The following is an 18,602-nucleotide window of genomic DNA, read 5'->3' on the forward strand; positions in this document are numbered from 1 at the left end:
AAAACAAACGTGGTCGTCGAATATTTTAGATATCCGAAATATTTCTTAGGAGTGTGGTCTATGGTCAGCGAAAATTTTAGCGCCGAGATAGCCGGCAGGCAGATTTGGCGTTATGCAGAAAAAATTGCCCAGCATAACCGAATTCAAGGTTCTCCGGGCTATCGGCAGGCTGCAGAGGAAATTGTCTCTGTTCTCCAGGCCGAGGGAGTAGAGGCCCAGATCCATACTTATCCGGCCCGACGGGGCGAGCGCATCCTCGCGCAACAGTCCTTCCAGGAGTGGCGCTGCCACTCCGGTGAACTCTGGCTGCTCTCGGAGGATGAACGCCAGCGGCGCCTGGCTCGCTACCAGGAGAGCGAAGTTTCGTTGGTGCAGCGTTCCGGGCCAACACCGCCGGTGCGGGCAGAAATGGTTGTTGTGAACGATGCCGAAGACCCGGCGAGTTACAAGGACCTCGACCTGAATGGGAAAATTGCACTGGTGCGGGGCGCGCCGATGAACATATATCCGTTGGCGGTGGAACAGGCAGGGGCGATTGGCCTCATCTTTGACAACCTCAATGACTACCCGCCTTTGCGCACTCGGGCAGACATGCCAGATGCTATTCAATATACTTCTTTCTGGTGGGTTGGGCCCCAGCGGCCGGTCTTTGGTTTTGCTGTTTCACCCCGGGTTGGTGAAGAATTGCGGGCCCGGGCAACCAGGGAAACGGTGATGCTGGAAGCCAGCGTCGAGGCCGAGTTGGTGGACGGTGAGTTTGAGAATGTTGAATATTTTATCCCCGGACGCCTGGACAAAGAAGTGTTGTTGGTGGCCCATCTCTGCCATCCCTACCCTGGCGCCTTAGACAATGCCTCGGGGCCGGCGGTGCTTATGGAAGTTATGCGGACTCTGCGTCGTATGCTGGACAGGGGTGATTTGCCCCAGCCGGAGCTGGGAATCCGGTTTTTGCTGGTGCCGGAAATGACCGGCACCTATGCCTGGTTTACAAATCCTGCCAATCGTGAACGGACGCTGGCGGCTCTGAACCTGGACATGGTGGGCGCAGACCAGAAACAGGGCGGCGGCCCCCTCTGTGTCGAGCAGCCTCCATTGTCCACGCCAACCTTTGCTGACCGCTTTGCCTACATGGCTCTGGACGATATTGCTAGGAATATCACAAATTTCAGCGGCACCGACCGCTACAGCACCTGTTATTATCGTCAGACCCGGTTTTCCGGGGGCAGCGACCACTATATTATCTCGGACCCTTCGCTGGGGATTCCCTGTCCGATGCTGATCCAGTGGCCGGATAAGAACTACCACACATCACTGGACCATCCAGTGAATCTGGACCCGAAGATGCTGGCCCTGGTGGCCCGGGTGACGGCGCTTTACGCCTGGGGCCTCGCTGCCGGCAGCGAAAAGCAGTGGCTGGAGTTCTTGCTTCGGGACCTGCCGACCCGGGTCAGCCATGTGGCCAAAATCATCGAATGGGCCCTGACCAAACCAGCCCTGGCCGGACGCTGGCAGCAAGTTTTGGATTTTTACACTGATGTTGAAGTAAAAGCGCTGGATAGTTTGGCTGCGTATGCCGAACTCCGGGAATTTACTAACTTGCCAGCAAAAATTCACTGGGCAAAAGTGCAGCTGAAAAACCAAAAACAAGCTCTGGCAGTCTGGTGTCAGGAACGGGCGGCCGTGAGCCCGGTTGTTGATGAAAGTCGGGAAGCACTGCCAGCTGACTGGGCTGACCGGGTATATGCCCGGGTTTACACCGGCCCGCTTAATTTCAATCTGGAACTTTTGAATTTGCCGGCAGCGGAACTAGTCGCGTGGAATCAGTTTGCAAAGAAAGCGCAAGTGCCCTCAGGTTACGACACATTTATTGAATACCGCTTGGATGGGGAAAGACCTCTACAACAGGTTCTGGAACTGGTGGAGTTGGAGACCGGCGCCTGGCATCCCGAATTTGTCCAGAAGTGGCTCGGCGTGGTCGAAAAATTAGGGCTGGTCAAGCGAATCCGCTGACCCGGCAAAAATCTCCGGGTGTGACCGGCGCCGGTTCGGGGAATAATTAGCGGCAAGGGGTGATTTTGGATGCGTAAGCTTTCACTTGTACTCTGTGTGTTTCTGATTGTTTTCAGCTTCGCCTGCTCCGGCAGCGATGTCGGCTCCTTTGGCCGCTTTGATTATATCTTTGTCGAGGACCGGGTTCCCGACCTGGAGTATGGATTTTCCGCTGTCGATATCGATGATTTCTTCGATGAGTATTTTCGCCAACTTGTGCGCACCAACCCGCAGTTTCTGTCTGTGTTGGGCGACGCAGCAGATTTGCCGCGGCGCGACGGTGAGCTGAACGATTATTCCTACGGCTATATGCAATGGCAGCTGGCCTTTGACCAGGCGGCCGCCCAAGTCTTGGCTGGATTTGCTGACCAAGCGCTCAGCGAGCAACAGCGCCTGAACAAGGCAATTATGGAAGCCTCATTGGCCACCGATGCTGAATTCATGTATCACGGCTATCTGGTCAATCAGCACAGCGGATTGCATACAAGTTTCCCGACATTTATGGAAAACGTTCACCAAATTGAGTCTGTTACCGATGCCGAGAATTATATCAGCCGTATCGAAGCTTTTCCGCAAGTCATGGAGCAATACATCACCGGCATAAAAATCCAGACCGACATGGGCATTATTCCACCGGACTATATAATCGAATCTGTTTTGGCGGCAATTGCAGATTTCATTGCCCATGAACCGGAGGATAATCCCTTGTTCATCGACTTTGCAGAAAAGATGCAACGGCTGGAGGATGCTCCAGTCTCTGTGCGGGATGGTCTTTACCGTCGCCTGGAGACAGAGATTGAGCAAAGCGTCTATCCCGCCTTTCAGCGGCTAGGCGCCTATATCCAAACCTTTCGGGGTCAGGGGGTTAGCCACGGTGTCTGGGAACTGCCAGATGGCGATCGTTACTACCAAGAGTTGGTGCGCTATTATACCACCACCGACCTAACTCCAGAGGAGATATTTGAGTTGGGGCAGGCGGAGGTGGAGCGCATACAGCGGGAGATACGGGCAGTGTTGATGCGCCTGGGCTATCCGGCGGCAGATATTCCTGCCGCTTTACAGGAGGTGGCTTGGGCAGGGGTCGTGGAAGATCAAGAGGAGATTTTGGCAATCTATCGGGAGATTCTTGCCGAAACCGAGGCGCTGCTTCCCGAACTGTTTGATACACTACCCGAGACCGCGGTGGAAATCCGTCCCATGCCTGATTACCGGTCGGTTTCCTACCCCAGCCACTATGTGATTCCCGCCCGGGACGGCAGCCGTCCGGGGGTGTTTAATGTCAATTTGCATGGCCCCCATTTCCGTTATCAAATGAAGAACCTCGCCTATCACGAGACTGTTCCTGGGCATCATTTGCAAATCGCCTTGCAGCGCGAACAGGCCGAGATTCCCTTGTTCCGCGATCTGTTCTCCTTCACTGCCTTCGAAGAGGGATGGGCGATGTATGCCGAGGGTCTACTCTTGGACGCAGGACTGGACGAGGATCTTGAGGCGAAGCTTGCCTGGTTGGAAGGACAGCTTACTGCTGCAGCACTGTTGGTGGTCGACACCGGCATTCACTACAAACAGTGGACCCGTCGCCAGGCCTTTGAATACCTATATGAGCTTACCGGCAGGCAATACGATGTGGACCGTTATATTGCCCGCCCCGGTCAGGTGCTCGCCTATTACATTGGAATGCTTAAGTTCCGCGAGCTCAGAGAATTAGCGGAGACCGAGCTTGGCTCCGCATTTGACATCCGAGAGTTTCACAACACTGTGCTGTTAAACGGCTCAATGCCTTTGTCAGTTCTGGAGGAGCAGGTTGAGAGGTACATCGAAGAAAGACGCATTGAACAAGATGCTGCCCTGCTTCCCGCCAGCTGAACACCGGGCCCTGCGCCCGGTTTTTGATATCTTTGAAAGAGCTACCTTTATTGAGGAGGAATAATTATGATTGAAATAATCGCCACCAGTCCGGAAGCAGCGCTGGCAATTCAGGCCGCCGGTGGCAACCGCATCGAACTCATTTCCGCTTGGTCCGAAGGAGGGTTGACTCCGTCCTATGGAATGATAAAACAAGTAGTCAACTTGGTGGATACTCCTGTCAATGTAATGATTCGGCCCCATTCCCGGTCCTTTGTATATAGTAATTATGAGTTGGCGGCAATGAAAGAAGATATCGTCATCGCCCGGGAAATGGGCGCCAACGGCGTTGTCTTGGGAACATTGACCTGGGACAAGCAAATTTGCATCCGCTCTCTGGAATATTTACTGGCTGCTTGCCAGAACCTGGACATAACATTCCACAAAGCGATTGATGAGGTAGAGGACCCGGTGGCTGCCGTTGCGCTCCTGTCCAATTATTCTCAGATCACCACCATACTTACAGGTGGGGGAACCGGCAGCATCCTGGACAATCTGGAAACTATCCGGGCGATGTCCGACGCGGCCGGAAAAATAGAGATTATGCCGGGAGGCGGGCTAACCGGCGGCAACCTTGGAGCAGTTCATGCCCAGGTCGGCGCCAGCTGGTACCATCTGGGCAGCGCTGTCCGGGAAGGCGGAATGAACGGAGAAATTAGTGAGTCTCGAATTAGACATATCAAGGCCGTTTTGGGTGTGTAGCATGACTAAGCTACAGGCTATCGAGTGTTTTTTATTGGATATGGACGGGACAATTTATCTCGGGGATGAATTAATTCCCGGCGCCAGAGAATTTATTACAACGCTGCGGGAGCGGGGAACAAATTATATTTTCTTGACCAATAATTCCTCCCGGGACCGGTCTGCGTATCTTTCTAAGCTGAACAAGCTGGGGGTTCCCGCTGAACCCCGCCAAGTGGTTACCTCTGGGGAGGCAACTGCCCTGTATTTGGACGAGCAGTGTCCAGGGGCAAAAGTGTATTTACTGGGCACCCCGCAACTGGCCAACGAGTTTAGCAAACGCGGGTTCAAACTGGTGACCAAAGATCAGTCCCCGGACTATGTAGTGCTTGGTTTCGACACCACTCTGACATACCAAAAACTGTGGGACGCCTGTGATTTGGTGCGGGCCGGCACCCCGTATATAGCAACCCATCCGGACTTTAATTGCCCCTTGCCCGGTGGCAAGTACATGCCCGATACCGGCGCTATGATAGCTTTTATCGAGGCGGCGACCGGCAAAAAACCCAAGGTGATTGGTAAGCCAAACCGGGAAATTGTCGATATTGTGCTTACGCGTGTCACTTGCCCCCGGGAGCAGGTGGCGGTTGTCGGCGACCGGCTATATACAGATATTGCCATGGGCCAGGCGGCAGAAATTACCTCGATACTGGTGCTGAGCGGCGAGGCTACGGCTACTGATTTATCTCGGTCTCCTCACCAACCGGACTTTGTCTTTCCGTCCATCGCCGAATTGGCGGCTGAATTGTCATAGTATCATCAGCCCTCCCTGGGGGCAGAAAAAATAGCCATTTATCTTGAAATTATTAAGGGTCCGTGCATGTTCTGTCATCGGACTGTGCTATGATATTTTCGTCATCACTTCAGGGGAGGAGAGTCAGAATGAACAATTATTTACAGCATTGGCAACAAGCTGTTGCCGACCTCAAACATATTTCCCAGGGGGTGCAGACGGCAAGTCAGGAAGATATCCAACTCCGAGACGACCTTATCCAGCAGATTGCTAAAATTCGGGATGACCTTAAATATGCCACCGGCAGCGATAAGGTCAGCCTGCTGCAGGAACTGGGCAGCCTCAATCAACGCTTGACCGAGGTTGAAACGAAGATTCGTGCCTCCAGGGAGGGCGCAGGAAATCCCTACTTTGCTAAGGTTACTTCCGATGAGGGGTTTTTCATCTCCAAGCATTTTACCGACCTGGACAGGAATGTCGTAAAATATACGGCCCCGATTGCCTCGCTCCGCTACCGGGAGATTGGTGAAAGCGCGGAAGTCAATGGCTTCCGGCATCAAGTTCGGGAGAAGCAACAGTTGGTAATCAAGGATGCCCGACTGATGGAGCTAACCCATCACGATACAAACGGGTCTTTTATCTGTGACGCTGAAAAGTATAAAGAACTGGTGGCCGAAGAACAGGCCCAGGATATCACCGTCGATAAAGATTCCTTGCAATTCCAGCAGCCGCAAACGGAAACAGACGAGAAAAAATATGTTCTGGGCGAGATTATCGCCAAGATGCGGGAAGAGCAGGATCTGGTGATGCGCGCCCCTGCCCGCGGTGTGACCTTGGTGAAAGGGGCGGCCGGTAGCGGCAAGACAAATATTGCCTTTCATCGGATTGTTTACCTGACCAGCGAATTTCCCGATGATTTCCGCCAGGACAATATTGCCGTGTTTTGTTTTAATGTCGCCCTTAAGCAATACCTGTCCAATATGTTGGAGGAATTGAACATCCCGGGCGTTCAGGTCCACAGCTTGGATGATTGGCTGTTCAACACTGTCCGGTATGTAACGAATATTGACAGCATCAATTATAAAGAAGATCATGACTTGCGGTTCGCCAGGACAAGGGCAGCGATGCTACCGGTATTGGAAAAGTTCTACACCGAAAATAAGCGTCGGTTGCTGGACTTGGTGGACTTTGACCCGATGATGGACGAGCTTGCCATCGACGGCCTGAAGATCCTCAACCAGCTCTACGTATACCAGCCCTTTATCCAACATCTTAAACTAAGAGATGATTTTGGTCGCGGTAAGTATGTCAAGACTGCCCGGATTGAGGCCTCGGATCTTTACATCCTTGCCTGGATGGTTTACCGACTTTCCGAAGAAGTGGGCGCCAATTGTTTTGGCTATTATGACCACATCGTTGTCGATGAAGTCCAGGATTTCATGCCAGTGCAAATGGCCCTAATCAATCAGTTGCATAAGAACTCCATGACCATTGTCGGCGACGTCACCCAGAAAATCTATCAGTATGGAGTTGATTCCTGGCAGGAATTTGATCTCAAGATTGACCGCACTCACGAGCTGACTATGTGTCATCGTTCGACATTGGAGACGATTTTATTCGCCAACGATATGCTACACCCGTCCGGCGATCAGGTTAAATCCACAACCGTTGGCCGCCGCGGTCTCAAGCCCGTGGTCAGCTGTGGCCGCAGCCGCACCGACGCCCTCAAAAAGGCAGTTTCCTTTGTCCAGGAAATAAAAGATCGCGAACCGGAAGCTTCGTTGGCCGTGCTCAGCTATCGGAATTTTGACCTCAACTGGATTGACAAGACTTTATCTGAAGCGGGCATTGATTCCTATATTGCCTCGAGAAGGGACTGGGAGTTTTCGCCCAAAGTGGCTGTCACCACTTACCACCAGGTTAAAGGGCTGGAATTTGATTATGTTGTGGTCTTGGGGCTCAACGACTATGAGCAGCTGGAGGCGGCTAACCGCGAGCAGGTTGTCTACACCGTGGTGACCAGGGCCCAGAAACAAGTATTTATCGGCTATGTCAAAAAATTGCCTGAAATGTTGAAATCCGTGGACACGGACCTGTATCAGCATGTAAAATAAGCGAACCCGGTCGGATTCCGACCGGGTTTATTTATGCCCAGCAGGAGTTCGCAAAGCTTGTATTGAATATATACAGGTGGACAGTCTTTGGGGTGGTTCTAATAGTATCAATCTTGGAGTGATGTAAATGCTTAGGGGAGTAATAGTCGAGGATAACGAATACTTTCGCACTAAATTGCTACAGATAATCCATTCCTTTGGTGGCATCGATATTGAGTATTGCATTGACAGCGGTGAAGAACTGCTAGAGATACTCAAGCAAGAAGACATTAATCTTGTATTCCTCGATATAGGTTTGACCGGAATGTCGGGAATAGAGACTGCAAAACTTGTGCGTGCCGACTATCCGAACATAGAAATTATCTTTGTTACATCCCATGAAGAATATGTCAGAGACGCGATTCAGCTCTACGCCGCAGATTATATAACCAAACCGCTAAATATTGCTCGGTTGAAGAAAACACTTGAGCGCCTCAAGAATAGATATCTTTCTAACGAAAAGGTTATACAATTTCGTTCTGGCTACAAAACCAAGCTAGTCAAAGAAAGTGAGATTTACATGGCGGAAGCCTTTGATGATAAATCCAAGATATACACCGATAAGCGTATATTTGAAGCCAATTATACCTTGAAGGAATTAGAGGCCTTGTTGGACAGAGACATTTTTGTCAGGACAAGTCGTTCTTATCTGGTCAATGTGCAGAAGGTGAGCTTTATAAAAACTTGTTCACGTAAGTCCTTTGTGGTTCACTTCCACGGGAGCGACTATATCGCTTATTTAACCAAGACTTATTACCAAGAATTCCGGCGTAGAGTGAAGGAAACCAATCAAACTGAATTTGAAGGAGAGGGACAATGATATTTCAAATGATTCTTTTTTCTGTCCCAGAGGCAATGATAGTCACTTGGTTGGTGTATGTTCTGTCAGGGGCCAAGGTGGATCTTAAGAGAATTTTGCTAATTGGCGTGTTGGTTGGGGTTTGTCTTGTACTTATTCGTCCTCTAATAGACGTGTATTTGTTAAATGTAATAATTTATGGCTTTGCTTTAGTACTGATGTTAAGTCTTTTTAAAGTTGCAAGCTTTTGGGAGCGTTTAACTTCTGTGGCATTGTCTATGTCAATATACATAGTTACGGAGTTCTTAAATATAACCATTATTAGCTCAATACTGCAAGTTGACCCTTTGACTGTCATGGTTGACAATATCTTTACACGTTTCTTATGGTTCTTACCTCAGATAATTATTGTCTCGCTAGTTGCGTTGATACTCCAAAAGAAAAAGATAACTTTGTTTGATCATAAAGACAAGTGGGAATAACCTATGTCTAAGAATTATTATCTTTCCGCGATAATAATGTTTGCCGTGCAGCTTATTCTTCTTGCCATGTTGATTAACAACATGTTGATGGGACGCTTTGATTTTTTTCAGCCTTTTAAGGGCGAAATGATTGAGCTTTTTGTTGGCATTGCGGTGTTTGGTCTCAATATTGGTGCGATATTCATTATTAGAAACCTATATACCAGTAGTATTAGGTCTCAACGCTTTAAGATTGACATGCTGAAATTCAAACACATTGAGGAGCAAAATCGTATTTACCGTCAACACCGGCATGATCTAAACAATCATTTAAGTATTATATCTGGATTGGCTGAGTTGGGTGAACTTGAACGTTTGAGAAACTATCTGTCCTCTTATGTTGCTGCTTTTAATAGGAGTATTGTAACTGTCGACACTGGTTTGCAAGAACTAGATGTTCTTATATACACAAAAATTTCTGAAGCAACCACAAAAGGGGTAGACGTCAGCTTTTCTTGTCATTCAACCGTTACTTGTTGCCAGAAATACATTATTAGTTTGATAACAATTCTTTCTAACGCACTGGATAATGCTATTGAAGCATGTGAAAAGACATCTGAGAAAGAATTGGACATTAAAATTAAGGTCGACCCGGTGGATTATACATTTATTATTTCCAACACTTATGATAGGTCGATTGACCTAGAGAAAAAATTAGCTATAGAAGGTTACTCTTCAAAAGGTAATAGACGAGGGGAAGGTTTGTCAATTATCAAAAAAACTGTAAATTATTTTGAAGGCGAGTACCAAATTAAAACAGATAACGGTTGGTTCTTTTTGGTTATTGAACTGCCTAAACATCGTCTGGAGGAGTGTATATGATAAATATTGAATACATCGCCAACAAGATTACTCAGAAATTATATGCTGATTACGATATGGATGCGGTTGAAAAAGCGAAAATTGAATATGGGTTCAGCATAAGTTTCGGGGTAGCAATTGAGCTTACACTGGCGCTGCTTATCTCACTGCTATTGGGAACTGTGGCTATTACCCTTTTGATGATGATTTCAGCTTTGGTTTTAAGGATGAATACTGGCGGTGCGCATTGTAGCAGTTATGACCGTTGTCTGATCTTTACTCTCTTGACTTTTATACCACTTTCAGCGCTCTTAAATTTCATTCTTACAACACAGACACCAGAGATTGTGTTAATCATTTCAGTATGTTTTTTTGCTGCAGCTTGTATTTTTCTGCTGGGAGTTAAGAAGAAAATGACGATGTACATATTGCTATATGCAGTAGTTACAACTGTGGCTGCCAATTTTTTTGATAATATGTTTTTGACAAATATGATGCTGGCTACTGCGAGTGGTATGTTAGTCCAAGCCTTCATGGCGACAAAACCGGGGGATGTAGTTGTCAATATTGCTGACAAGTTTATGAAAATTATTCATATTTGAGCTATAATTCTTCAACACCGCCGTATTAACGAGCGGTTTTTTTGTTCTTTTATGTGGTAAATCTTGCCATAAAGTGAGGCGAAATATGTCGAATTATGTCAAAAAGTGCACTTTCACCGGGAAAATATACACTTTCACCGGAAGTTCAACATTTTTCCTGTTCAAGATGATAAAATAAATTACAAATCAACAGGGGGGTGAATTAGGTGAGGAACATAACCAGAGGTATTGGTGCATTGATGGTTTTTGTTGCTACGCTGGGTGTTGTATCCCCGATGTGTATGGGTTGGTTCTACAGCCCCAAGAAGCCTGACATTCTCAACTAGTTTTCTATCGCAGATCTGGCCAAGTTATGGGTGACTTCGGCAGATTTGACGGACAAAAGTCCGGGTAATGGGATTGGGTAAGCAAGTGTCCGGGTAAGGGTTAATGATTTATATGTTCGACTTGTGTTTTGTTCCCATAGATGTGGTCTCTGCCGCAGGCAGTGGCCTTTTTCTTTTTTAGCTGGTTATTTGGTTGGATTGACAACAGCCATTTTGGTTGTTGGAGTGCCACCGGTGACTATATATAATTTAAGTAACCTGTAAAGGGAGGGAAACCAATGAGTGTCAATAAGCGTTTAGAAGCACTGGGTATTGTATTGCCTAAGCCCCTGGGGGCAGGCGCCTTATATACACCTGTAAAGCAGAGTGGAACCACTCTCTATGTTTCGGGGCAAATTCCTTTGGTTGATGGCAAGCCTGCCTATACCGGCAAGGTTGGCAACGAGCGTACGCTGGAAGAAGCGCAGCAGGCGGCCCGCATTTGTATCTATAATATGTTGTCGGCTGTTCAGGATTACGTAAAAGACCTGGACAAGGTAAAGGGTGTCCTAAAAATCTTCGGCCTGGTCCAAAGCGACAATGGTTTTGACAAGCAACACCTTGTAATCAATGTCGCTTCCCAAATCCTGATTGACGTGTTTGGCGACGAGGGCTGGCACGCCCGGTCAGCCGTAGGCACTAATCAACTGCCAATGAACGTTACAGTTGAGATTGAGGGGATTTTCGAGTTAAAGTAACAGCTTGTTGCCTCCTCTGTATTACCCATACAAAACCGGCCGCTGCTTGCAGTGGCCGGTTTCATTTAGGTCTGAACTCTCGTAATTGCCTGGCCGTGGCCAAAATGAAGTGCCCGGGCGTAACTTCCACCCATTTGGGTGGCTTTCTATCTCGCCGGTCTTCCACGGGTTTGTAAGTGAGCAGTTGCCGCTTTCGCTCCCGCCGCGGGTCAGGGAGGGGGATAGCCGAGAGCAGGGCCCGAGTATATGGGTGAAGGGGGGACCTAAACAGCACCTCGGTAGGGGCCAGCTCCACCAGCTGGCCCTGATGGATTACTGCCACCCGATCCGCAATCTGCCTGACTACCGCCAGGTCATGGGCAATAAACAGATATGTGAGGTTGCGTTCTCGCTTGAGCCGGTCCAGGAGGTTAAGCACTTGCGCCCGTATTGATACATCCAAGGCAGAGATTGGTTCATCGGCGATAATTAACTCCGGTTCCATGACCAGCGCCCGGGCAATGCCAATTCTCTGTCGCTGCCCACCGGAGAATTCATGGGGGAAGCGGTCGGCAAATTCGGGCAACAGGCCGACTTCGCTGAGCGCCTGGTGAACTTTGAACAGCCGTTCCGAATCGCTGCGATAGTTCCTGATATTCAACATACCCTCAGAGACAATGTACTCCACCTTGGCCCGTTCATTTAGTGAAGACATTGGGTCCTGAAAAATCATTTGTATCTTCTTAGTCAGTTCCCGTGCCCTTTTTCTGCCGATGCGCCCATTAATTCTGCTGCCCCGGTAAAGAATTTTTCCACTCTTGACTTTAACCAGTCGTACAATCGCCCTGCCAATTGTTGTTTTGCCAGAACCGGACTCCCCTACCAGGGCCAATGTCTCACCACGCTGAATCTCGAAGCTGACATTGTCCACGGCCCGCTGGCGTTTGCGTCCGCTGCCATACTCAATTGTCAGATTGCGGACGCTTAGTAAGTTAGCACTCATCGGCCTGCACCTTTGTTTTGTGCCAGCTCCCGCAGGGGACGGGGTAATTCCAGCGTTGGCGCCCGGGGATCTAGCAACCAGGTCTTGGCTTTATGGGTGCTGCTGACCCGGAACCAGGGCGGCCGCTGAACAAAGTCGATGCGTAACGGTCGGGGGTTACGGGGCGCAAAAGCATCGCCCTTTATCTCCTCAAACAAACTGGGCGGCGCTCCCTTAATCGCATACAGGGGCTTACCCTGTTCTTTCAGTTGGGGCAGGGCAAGAAGCAAATTAATCGTGTATGGATGTCTGGGATTGTAAAAAACTTCCTCGGTCAACCCCACCTCGATGACCTCTCCGGCATACATAACCGCTACCCGATCAGCAATCCGCGCCACCACTCCGAGATCATGGGTAATAAAGATAACAGTCAGCTTGTATTGCTGCTGAAGCTGGGCAAGTAGTTCAAGGAGCTGCGCTTGGACTGTTACGTCCAGGGCTGTGGTCGGTTCATCGCAAATTAGGATACGGGGGCGGCTGGCGATGGCAATTGCAAACACGACTCGCTGGCGCAGGCCGCCGGAGAGTTCAAACGGATATTGGTGGTAGCGTGTCTCAGGATTGGGGATTTGCACGCTGGACAGGATATCCAGCACGGCCCGTCTCGCCGCGTTCCCCCGGAGTCCTTGATGCAACTCCACCGCTTCCTGAATTTGATGGCCCACGGTCTTTAAGGGGTTGAGGGCTGTCATTGGGTCCTGGAACACCATCGCGATCTGTTTGCCACGGATTTGCAGCCACTGGCGCTCCTTGCGGAAGCGGGCCAGATTGAATTGTTTATATAGAATGCTGCCACCTGCCGTCCAGCCGTTCTCATCCAAGAGACCGGTGAGTGATTTAACAAGCACAGATTTCCCCGACCCGGACTCCCCGACAATACAGAGGCATTCCCCCTGGTAGACATCGAGACTTGCCTCCCGCAGGGCGGTAAGGATTCTGCCCCGTACGCGGAACTTCACCACCAGGTCGCTTATGGTGAGGATCTTTGGTTTTACCGCATATGTCGCTCGCAGTTGCTGAATAGACATAATCGCACCCCCAGCTTGCTGTTAGATGTCTATGCTCTTTTTTATCCTATTCCTTAATTGGCTGGGGAGAACTTCTTCCTGTGGGCTTTGCTTGTTAGATAGTTTAGAAGATGCTATATTAAATGCAAATATTGGGTAAAGGGAGAGGGAAATGGGTATTTTCCGTCAGACGGGAAGGGTAATCGGCATATTGTTTATTTGGGTAATTATCGCCACTGTTGGCTGCCAGTCAGAAACCGCTGCGCCTGAACAGGATGCGCTACAGCCTTGGAGTAATCAGTATTATTTTGATTTTGAGCCTGGTCAGGAATTCAGTTTTAATCTAAAGGAGAATTCATCCCGTGGCTCATACGAGGGATGGTTTACCCTGACAATTCTTGAGGAAGCGGAAGAGCTGTATACCTATGAGTATTCGATGATGTGGGACGAAGACGAATCTATCTCAGGGACCGTGACTTGTGCACCCATCGATTCATTTGGACAATTGATGGTTTCCTTTATGCGTGCCGATAGTGAGGCGGTGCCAGCGGTGGAAAATACCATCATGAATGACGATTTTATGCTGGCAACATTTTTGCCTTGGGAAGCAGGGGAAAAGTGGTCTGATACCAGTGACTATGGCACTTATGTTTATGAAGTAACCGGCCCAGATAAATTTGCTGGTGTGAGTGGCCTCAGTGTGCAATTAAGTATTGATGATGTGTTGCAGTTTAAAGCCACTCTTGCTGCTGAGGTACCATTGCCGCTTTATATTTATCACAGGGATAGAATTGGAGAATACGAAGCGATACTTGCAGAGTATAATCATTAGCAGCACCAATGATAATCTGTCGCCATACAATCAAAACCATGAAAAACGGAGTTGGGGCTTACGCTCACGCAGCATCCTCCATACAGCAAAACCCTGAGTAATTGCACTCAGGGCTTTTTTCTAAACATGGTTGCGCGGGTCAGATGCGTCGGCAAAGGCATTGCCCAGGACATAAAAGGAAATGGTAATCAGTGAGACAATCGCTGCCGGAAAGAAAAGCTGGTAGCGGAGAGCAGGACTCATCATGAAAATCCGGCCTTCATTGATCAGGTTGCCCAGGGATGGGATGCTCACTGGTAGTCCCAGGCCGATGTAAGTGAGGAAAACCTCGCCGCCGATGGCCGCCGGAATTGCCAGGGCCATGCGCATCATCAGCACCGACACCAGATAGGGCAGCAAATTCCGGGTGATGATCCGCCGGGTTGGTGTGCCCAGGCAGCGGGAGGCGAGATTATATTCTCGATCCCGGAGAATCACTACCATGTTCCGGGTTAGTCGGGCCATGCCCAGCCAGCCGGTGATGCACATGGCGAAAATCAGGGTGAAGAGGCCTGGGCGCATTATATACGCCAAGAGCACAAGGACAATCGTCGTCGGGATGTTATTCCATACATTGTAGAGCTCGGTAAACAGCCGGTCCAGGCGCCGGGCATATCCCCAGATTGAGCCAACAACAATTCCCACCACGGCCTCAAACAGCCCAACGCTGACTCCGATGAACAGAGATGTCCGCGTGCCGCTCCACAGGCGCGCCCACAAGTCTTGGCCGATAGCGTTGGTGCCCATGATGAACTCGCCCCCCGGGGGCTGGTTGCGCAGTTGCAGCCCGGTCTCAGGGTGAACATGAATCTCCGTTGGCGCATTTTGGTTGGGAAGCAGGGGTTGGATGATAGTGAATAAGACGAGGGCTGAGACCAAGAGCAGCAACAATACTGCTGTCCGGTTCCGCAAGAACACATGCCAGGTGGACTGCCAGTATGAATAGCTAACAGAACCGCTTCGTTCACTGGCCTCTGACTGGTGCTGGACGAAGGTAAATAGGGCGCGGTCCTGCTTCATTGATTGTCACCGCCTTTGCCGTCCAGTTGGATGCGAGGGTCAAAGAGGGCCATCAGCACATCGCCCAGGAACAGGCCGAATATGCTCAGTCCAGCGTAAATCAGCACCAGGGTTTGAACCAGCGGCGTATCCTGGGCCTTGATTGCATTCACCAGAAGCCCCCCCATGCCGGGAATCGAATAGAGGGATTCAATGTACAGCGAGCCCCCGATTACAAGCAGAATCGACATTGGCAAGTACTGGGCCATGGGCACAAACGCGTTGCGGAGCACATGTTTGACCATTATCTTCCCGGAAGAAAAGCCCTTGGCCCGGGCCAGGCGGATATAGTCTTTGCTCAATTCATCAACCATATATCGCCGCATCCACAGGGCATAGCCGGCGGTGCTGCCCAGGGCCATGGAAAACACAGGCAGAATCCAACTTGCCGGTCGGCTCACATCAAAGAGCACCGGGACATTAATCCATTCGGTGGCGTAGAGCTGAAGAAACAAATAGTAAACCGCTGCCGGCACCGCGTTAATTACCACGATATATGTAGTTCCCACCTTGTCCCAGATGCCACCTTTGAAGCGTACCATCAGCACTGCCAGGGAGATTCCGGCCAGCACCGAGATCATCACTGAAACAAGACCCAGGGCCAGTGAGTAGGGGATTTTCGGCCCAATGATATCCCGCACCGGGACCTGGGGGCGGTAGAGGGTGGATGTACCCAGGTCACCCTGCAGCAGTCCGGCGAAAAAGTTACGCAACTGGACTGGAAGCGGGTCCAAAAGCCCCGCCGAATCGAGAATCGCCTGTTGTTGCGCCGGGTCAAGCTTTTCGAAGTCAGGGCCAAGAAAACCCTCCACCGGCATCAGGCGCAGCAGACAAAAGACAATTGTCACCACAATAAAAAGAGTTGCCAATGACATCAGCAACCGCTTGAGAACATAGCTGAGCATGGCCATCCCCCCAATGTCCGTGTCTTTTCATATTCTATTAATAAAAACATCCGGGAAGAACCCGGATGCGAGAGTCAATCATGTTGGTTTTTCTTTCTTGTCAGGGAGATTCCCCCGAAACCGCCAAGGATGGCAATGTAGAACCCAAAATCGTACCACCATCCCGTGTTATTGACCTCATACACACGGACCAGTGGATTAAAAAGCTGCACAATCAGAGAAAGGGGAGCAATCCAGCCGTGCCATACACCCCAGAAAAAGCCGGCGGGTTTTTCTGCATAGCCCGCGTTGCCGGGCATACACCCGCTTATAACTAACATCATGCCAAAGAGCAGGGCAATTATCAAGGATTTCTTAATCACTTCAGCACCTCCCAGTCTGGTATGTATTACTATTCGAACTGGGGGGCGTTAAATCCTTTTGTTGCTAGAAATCAGTAATTATTCAGCTTGTAATGCCCGTTTGCGTTCTTCTTCCCATTTGGCCAACTGTTCCTGATATTCATCCATCCCCATCGGTTTTGGGAGAATGCGCCGACCTTTGAACCGATCCGAGGCAACACCAAAGGGCGAGTGGGCCGTTTCAAAAGGATCCAGCCACGAGGCGATATAACCGCCGCCTCCCCGGCCATAGGGTATGACAAACGCGTTGTCAATCAGGTAGGCCTCGGCATTGGCAAAGAGCTCGTAGCGTCTGTACATATTTTTTGTTTCCGTCTTTGCCGCCATTACCATGCGCTCATAAACGGTGTACAGAGTTTCTCCCCACGGGGTGGTTTCAGTGATTTTTTCTGGGAAATTAAAACTGGCGCCACGTATAAACGGATCGGTATAGGTCTCGGGGTCTGCATAATCCGGGCCCCAGTTCAGCTCCTGAAGCGAATATTTGCCGGCGCTGCGGGTATTGCTCAAAAAGCCCGTGGGTGGGTGGGGATCAAGCACAATATTAATGTAATCCCGCCCAAGTAAGCGTTCCAATTGTTGCTCTACCACCTGCGCACGCTGGATCCAATCATAACTGCCGGTGCTGTATGGCATCACTACTTGCACGGGGAAGTCAACGACGCCTGCCAATTGCTCCATTGCCTTCTCTCGATGCAGGCGGGCCAAATCTGGAGCAAAGGAATCGGTTTCGGCAATCTGGGCCAGATTGCCCATGCTGGTGTAATCGACACCATGGGCCGCGATAAAATCCTCTGGAGTGATTGTATTATGAATCTTGTTCTCCGGATGGTAGGGATCGCTGGTCATCATTGCAGCAGTCCGGTCCAGGGCATGAAAGATTGACTTGCGGAAATGAACATTGTTCACGGCCTTTCGCCAATTTTCCGGACCAAAACGTTCATCATACTGGGGGTCAAAATTAAACGCGTAAAACACCGAGTAGAAGCCCGGGCGCCCGGGGCGCACCAGATTGCGCTTTTCCGGGTCCCGCATCCACTCATCCAGGTACATGGAGGGTATGTGGGTGAAGGAAATCTCGCCGCGTAGAAACAGCTCCGGCGCCAGAGCCGCTGCTTCCGCATTATATTGGGCATGGATCCGCTCAATAAACACATTATCCCTATCCCAGTAATTTTCGTTTTTCTCCAGCACTTTCCGGGACTGATGGTCAAAAACTGTCATTATGTAGGCCCCGTTATACAGCAGATGTTTGTTATCGGTGCCAAAGCGTTCCCCGGTCTCCATCAGGAAATCGCCGTTGGCGGGGTAAAAGCAGACATAATTCAGCATCGACAAAAAGTAGGGCACCGGTTGGGAGAGCGTATACTCTAAGGTGTAACGATCCACTGCACGTACACCGACCTGGGAAAAGTCCTCAAGCTCACCACTGTAATAGTCTTCAGCATGCCTGATGACCCGGTAGGCGATATTGGCGGTCTTCGAATTATTTTCCGGCGTAAGGATATAGCGCATGGCGTCGACAAAATCCTGGGCCACAACCTCGGCATAAGGCTCACCGTCCCAGGTATACCACCAGACTCCTTCCCGGAGATGGAATGTCCAGGTCAGCCCGTCATCCGAGACTTCCCAGTCGGTGGCCAACGCTGGTTGCACCCGGCCGTATTTGTCGTATTCAATCAGCGAATCAACCATATTAGCCGCCAAAGTGATTTCGTGGCCAGAAGCCGTGGTCAAATAATTGAGGGTGGAAACCTCGCCGGAATAAACCATGTGAAAGCTGGTGGGATCATGGCCCTCGATACCACAAGCGGAAAGCAGGAATACGATTAGTATAATGAGTCGAAGTTTGCGCATAGATGACCTCCTAAACAGTTCTCCTATTAGCATTTCCTCTAAACACTGCTGGCACACATGGAGCAATTTGTTATGAACATTGCAGTTAATTGTCTCCAGATTGCGGAGTACATC

The 18,602-nt window shown here is 49.9% G+C and carries 18 protein-coding genes; 12 read left to right on the forward strand and 6 right to left on the reverse strand.

Features of this window, described 5'->3' with window-relative positions:
- Window positions 1–60 precede the first annotated feature (60 nt).
- The 11 genes from FH749_02310 to FH749_02360 all read left to right on the forward strand — a co-directional run bounded on the left by FH749_02310 (window position 61) and on the right by FH749_02360 (window position 11,367).
- Window positions 61–2,010: a DUF4910 domain-containing protein gene (locus FH749_02310; protein ID MTI94307.1), complete on the forward strand. Its 1,950-nt coding sequence runs from the start codon at window positions 61–63 to the stop codon at window positions 2,008–2,010.
- Window positions 2,011–2,079: 69 nt separating this feature from the next.
- Window positions 2,080–3,915 (forward strand): DUF885 domain-containing protein, encoded by a 1,836-nt coding sequence (locus FH749_02315; protein MTI94308.1) that lies wholly within the window; start codon window positions 2,080–2,082, stop codon window positions 3,913–3,915.
- Between the two features lie 66 nt (window positions 3,916–3,981).
- Window positions 3,982–4,656 carry a copper homeostasis protein CutC gene (locus FH749_02320; GenBank protein ID MTI94309.1) on the forward strand — a complete coding sequence of 225 codons (675 nt, stop codon included), beginning with the start codon at window positions 3,982–3,984 and terminating at the stop codon, window positions 4,654–4,656.
- A 1-nt stretch (window position 4,657) separates the two neighbouring features.
- Entirely contained in the window at window positions 4,658–5,449 is a 792-nt protein-coding gene (locus FH749_02325) for an HAD-IIA family hydrolase (GenBank protein ID MTI94310.1), read from the forward strand.
- Between the two features lie 89 nt (window positions 5,450–5,538).
- Window positions 5,539–7,542: a hypothetical protein gene (locus FH749_02330; GenBank protein ID MTI94311.1), complete on the forward strand. Its 2,004-nt coding sequence runs from the start codon at window positions 5,539–5,541 to the stop codon at window positions 7,540–7,542.
- 127 nt (window positions 7,543–7,669) lie between these two features.
- Complete coding sequence (locus FH749_02335; GenBank protein MTI94312.1) at window positions 7,670–8,401, forward strand: response regulator transcription factor; 732 nt, start codon at window positions 7,670–7,672, stop codon at window positions 8,399–8,401.
- Complete coding sequence (locus FH749_02340) at window positions 8,398–8,862, forward strand: hypothetical protein (GenBank protein ID MTI94313.1); 465 nt, start codon at window positions 8,398–8,400, stop codon at window positions 8,860–8,862. The genes FH749_02335 and FH749_02340 overlap by 4 nt, the downstream gene beginning before the upstream one ends.
- 3 nt (window positions 8,863–8,865) lie before the next feature.
- Window positions 8,866–9,723: a GHKL domain-containing protein gene (locus tag FH749_02345; GenBank protein MTI94314.1), complete on the forward strand. Its 858-nt coding sequence runs from the start codon at window positions 8,866–8,868 to the stop codon at window positions 9,721–9,723.
- Window positions 9,720–10,304, forward strand: coding sequence for a hypothetical protein (locus FH749_02350; GenBank protein ID MTI94315.1), 585 nt, complete (start codon window positions 9,720–9,722; stop codon window positions 10,302–10,304). Before FH749_02345 ends, FH749_02350 begins: the two co-directional genes overlap by 4 nt.
- A gap of 239 nt (window positions 10,305–10,543) precedes the next feature.
- A complete protein-coding gene (locus tag FH749_02355) occupies window positions 10,544–10,630 on the forward strand; it encodes a cyclic lactone autoinducer peptide (protein ID MTI94316.1) in 87 nt (28 codons plus the stop codon).
- A 278-nt stretch (window positions 10,631–10,908) separates the two neighbouring features.
- On the forward strand, window positions 10,909–11,367 hold the full coding sequence (locus tag FH749_02360) for a RidA family protein (protein MTI94317.1): 459 nt from the start codon (window positions 10,909–10,911) through the stop codon (window positions 11,365–11,367).
- 61 nt (window positions 11,368–11,428) lie between these two features.
- On the opposite strand, the gene FH749_02365 is transcribed toward FH749_02360, so the two are convergent.
- Together FH749_02365 and FH749_02370 are read right to left on the reverse strand one after the other, a co-directional pair.
- On the reverse strand, window positions 11,429–12,349 hold the full coding sequence (locus FH749_02365) for an ABC transporter ATP-binding protein (GenBank protein ID MTI94318.1): 921 nt from the start codon (window positions 12,347–12,349) through the stop codon (window positions 11,429–11,431).
- On the reverse strand, window positions 12,346–13,416 hold the full coding sequence (locus tag FH749_02370) for an ABC transporter ATP-binding protein (GenBank protein ID MTI94319.1): 1,071 nt from the start codon (window positions 13,414–13,416) through the stop codon (window positions 12,346–12,348). Before FH749_02370 ends, FH749_02365 begins: the two co-directional genes overlap by 4 nt.
- 151 nt (window positions 13,417–13,567) lie before the next feature.
- Between FH749_02370 and FH749_02375 the strand changes: the two genes are divergently transcribed.
- Window positions 13,568–14,227, forward strand: a complete 660-nt coding sequence (locus FH749_02375) for a hypothetical protein (GenBank protein MTI94320.1) — start codon at window positions 13,568–13,570, stop codon at window positions 14,225–14,227.
- Window positions 14,228–14,347: 120 nt separating this feature from the next.
- On the opposite strand, the gene FH749_02380 is transcribed toward FH749_02375, so the two are convergent.
- The 4 genes from FH749_02380 to FH749_02395 all read right to left on the reverse strand — a co-directional run bounded on the left by FH749_02380 (window position 14,348) and on the right by FH749_02395 (window position 18,488).
- On the reverse strand, window positions 14,348–15,286 hold the full coding sequence (locus tag FH749_02380) for an ABC transporter permease (protein MTI94321.1): 939 nt from the start codon (window positions 15,284–15,286) through the stop codon (window positions 14,348–14,350).
- A complete protein-coding gene (locus FH749_02385; GenBank protein MTI94322.1) occupies window positions 15,283–16,230 on the reverse strand; it encodes an ABC transporter permease in 948 nt (315 codons plus the stop codon). Before FH749_02385 ends, FH749_02380 begins: the two co-directional genes overlap by 4 nt.
- Window positions 16,231–16,304: 74 nt before the next feature.
- Window positions 16,305–16,589 carry a hypothetical protein gene (locus FH749_02390; GenBank protein MTI94323.1) on the reverse strand — a complete coding sequence of 95 codons (285 nt, stop codon included), beginning with the start codon at window positions 16,587–16,589 and terminating at the stop codon, window positions 16,305–16,307.
- Window positions 16,590–16,670: 81 nt separating this feature from the next.
- Window positions 16,671–18,488, reverse strand: coding sequence for a peptide ABC transporter substrate-binding protein (locus FH749_02395; protein MTI94324.1), 1,818 nt, complete (start codon window positions 18,486–18,488; stop codon window positions 16,671–16,673).
- Window positions 18,489–18,602: the final 114 nt, after the last annotated feature.

This window comes from Bacillota bacterium, from assembly GCA_009711825.1.
In the GTDB taxonomy this organism is placed as follows: Bacteria; Bacillota; Proteinivoracia; order UBA4975; family VEMY01; genus VEMY01.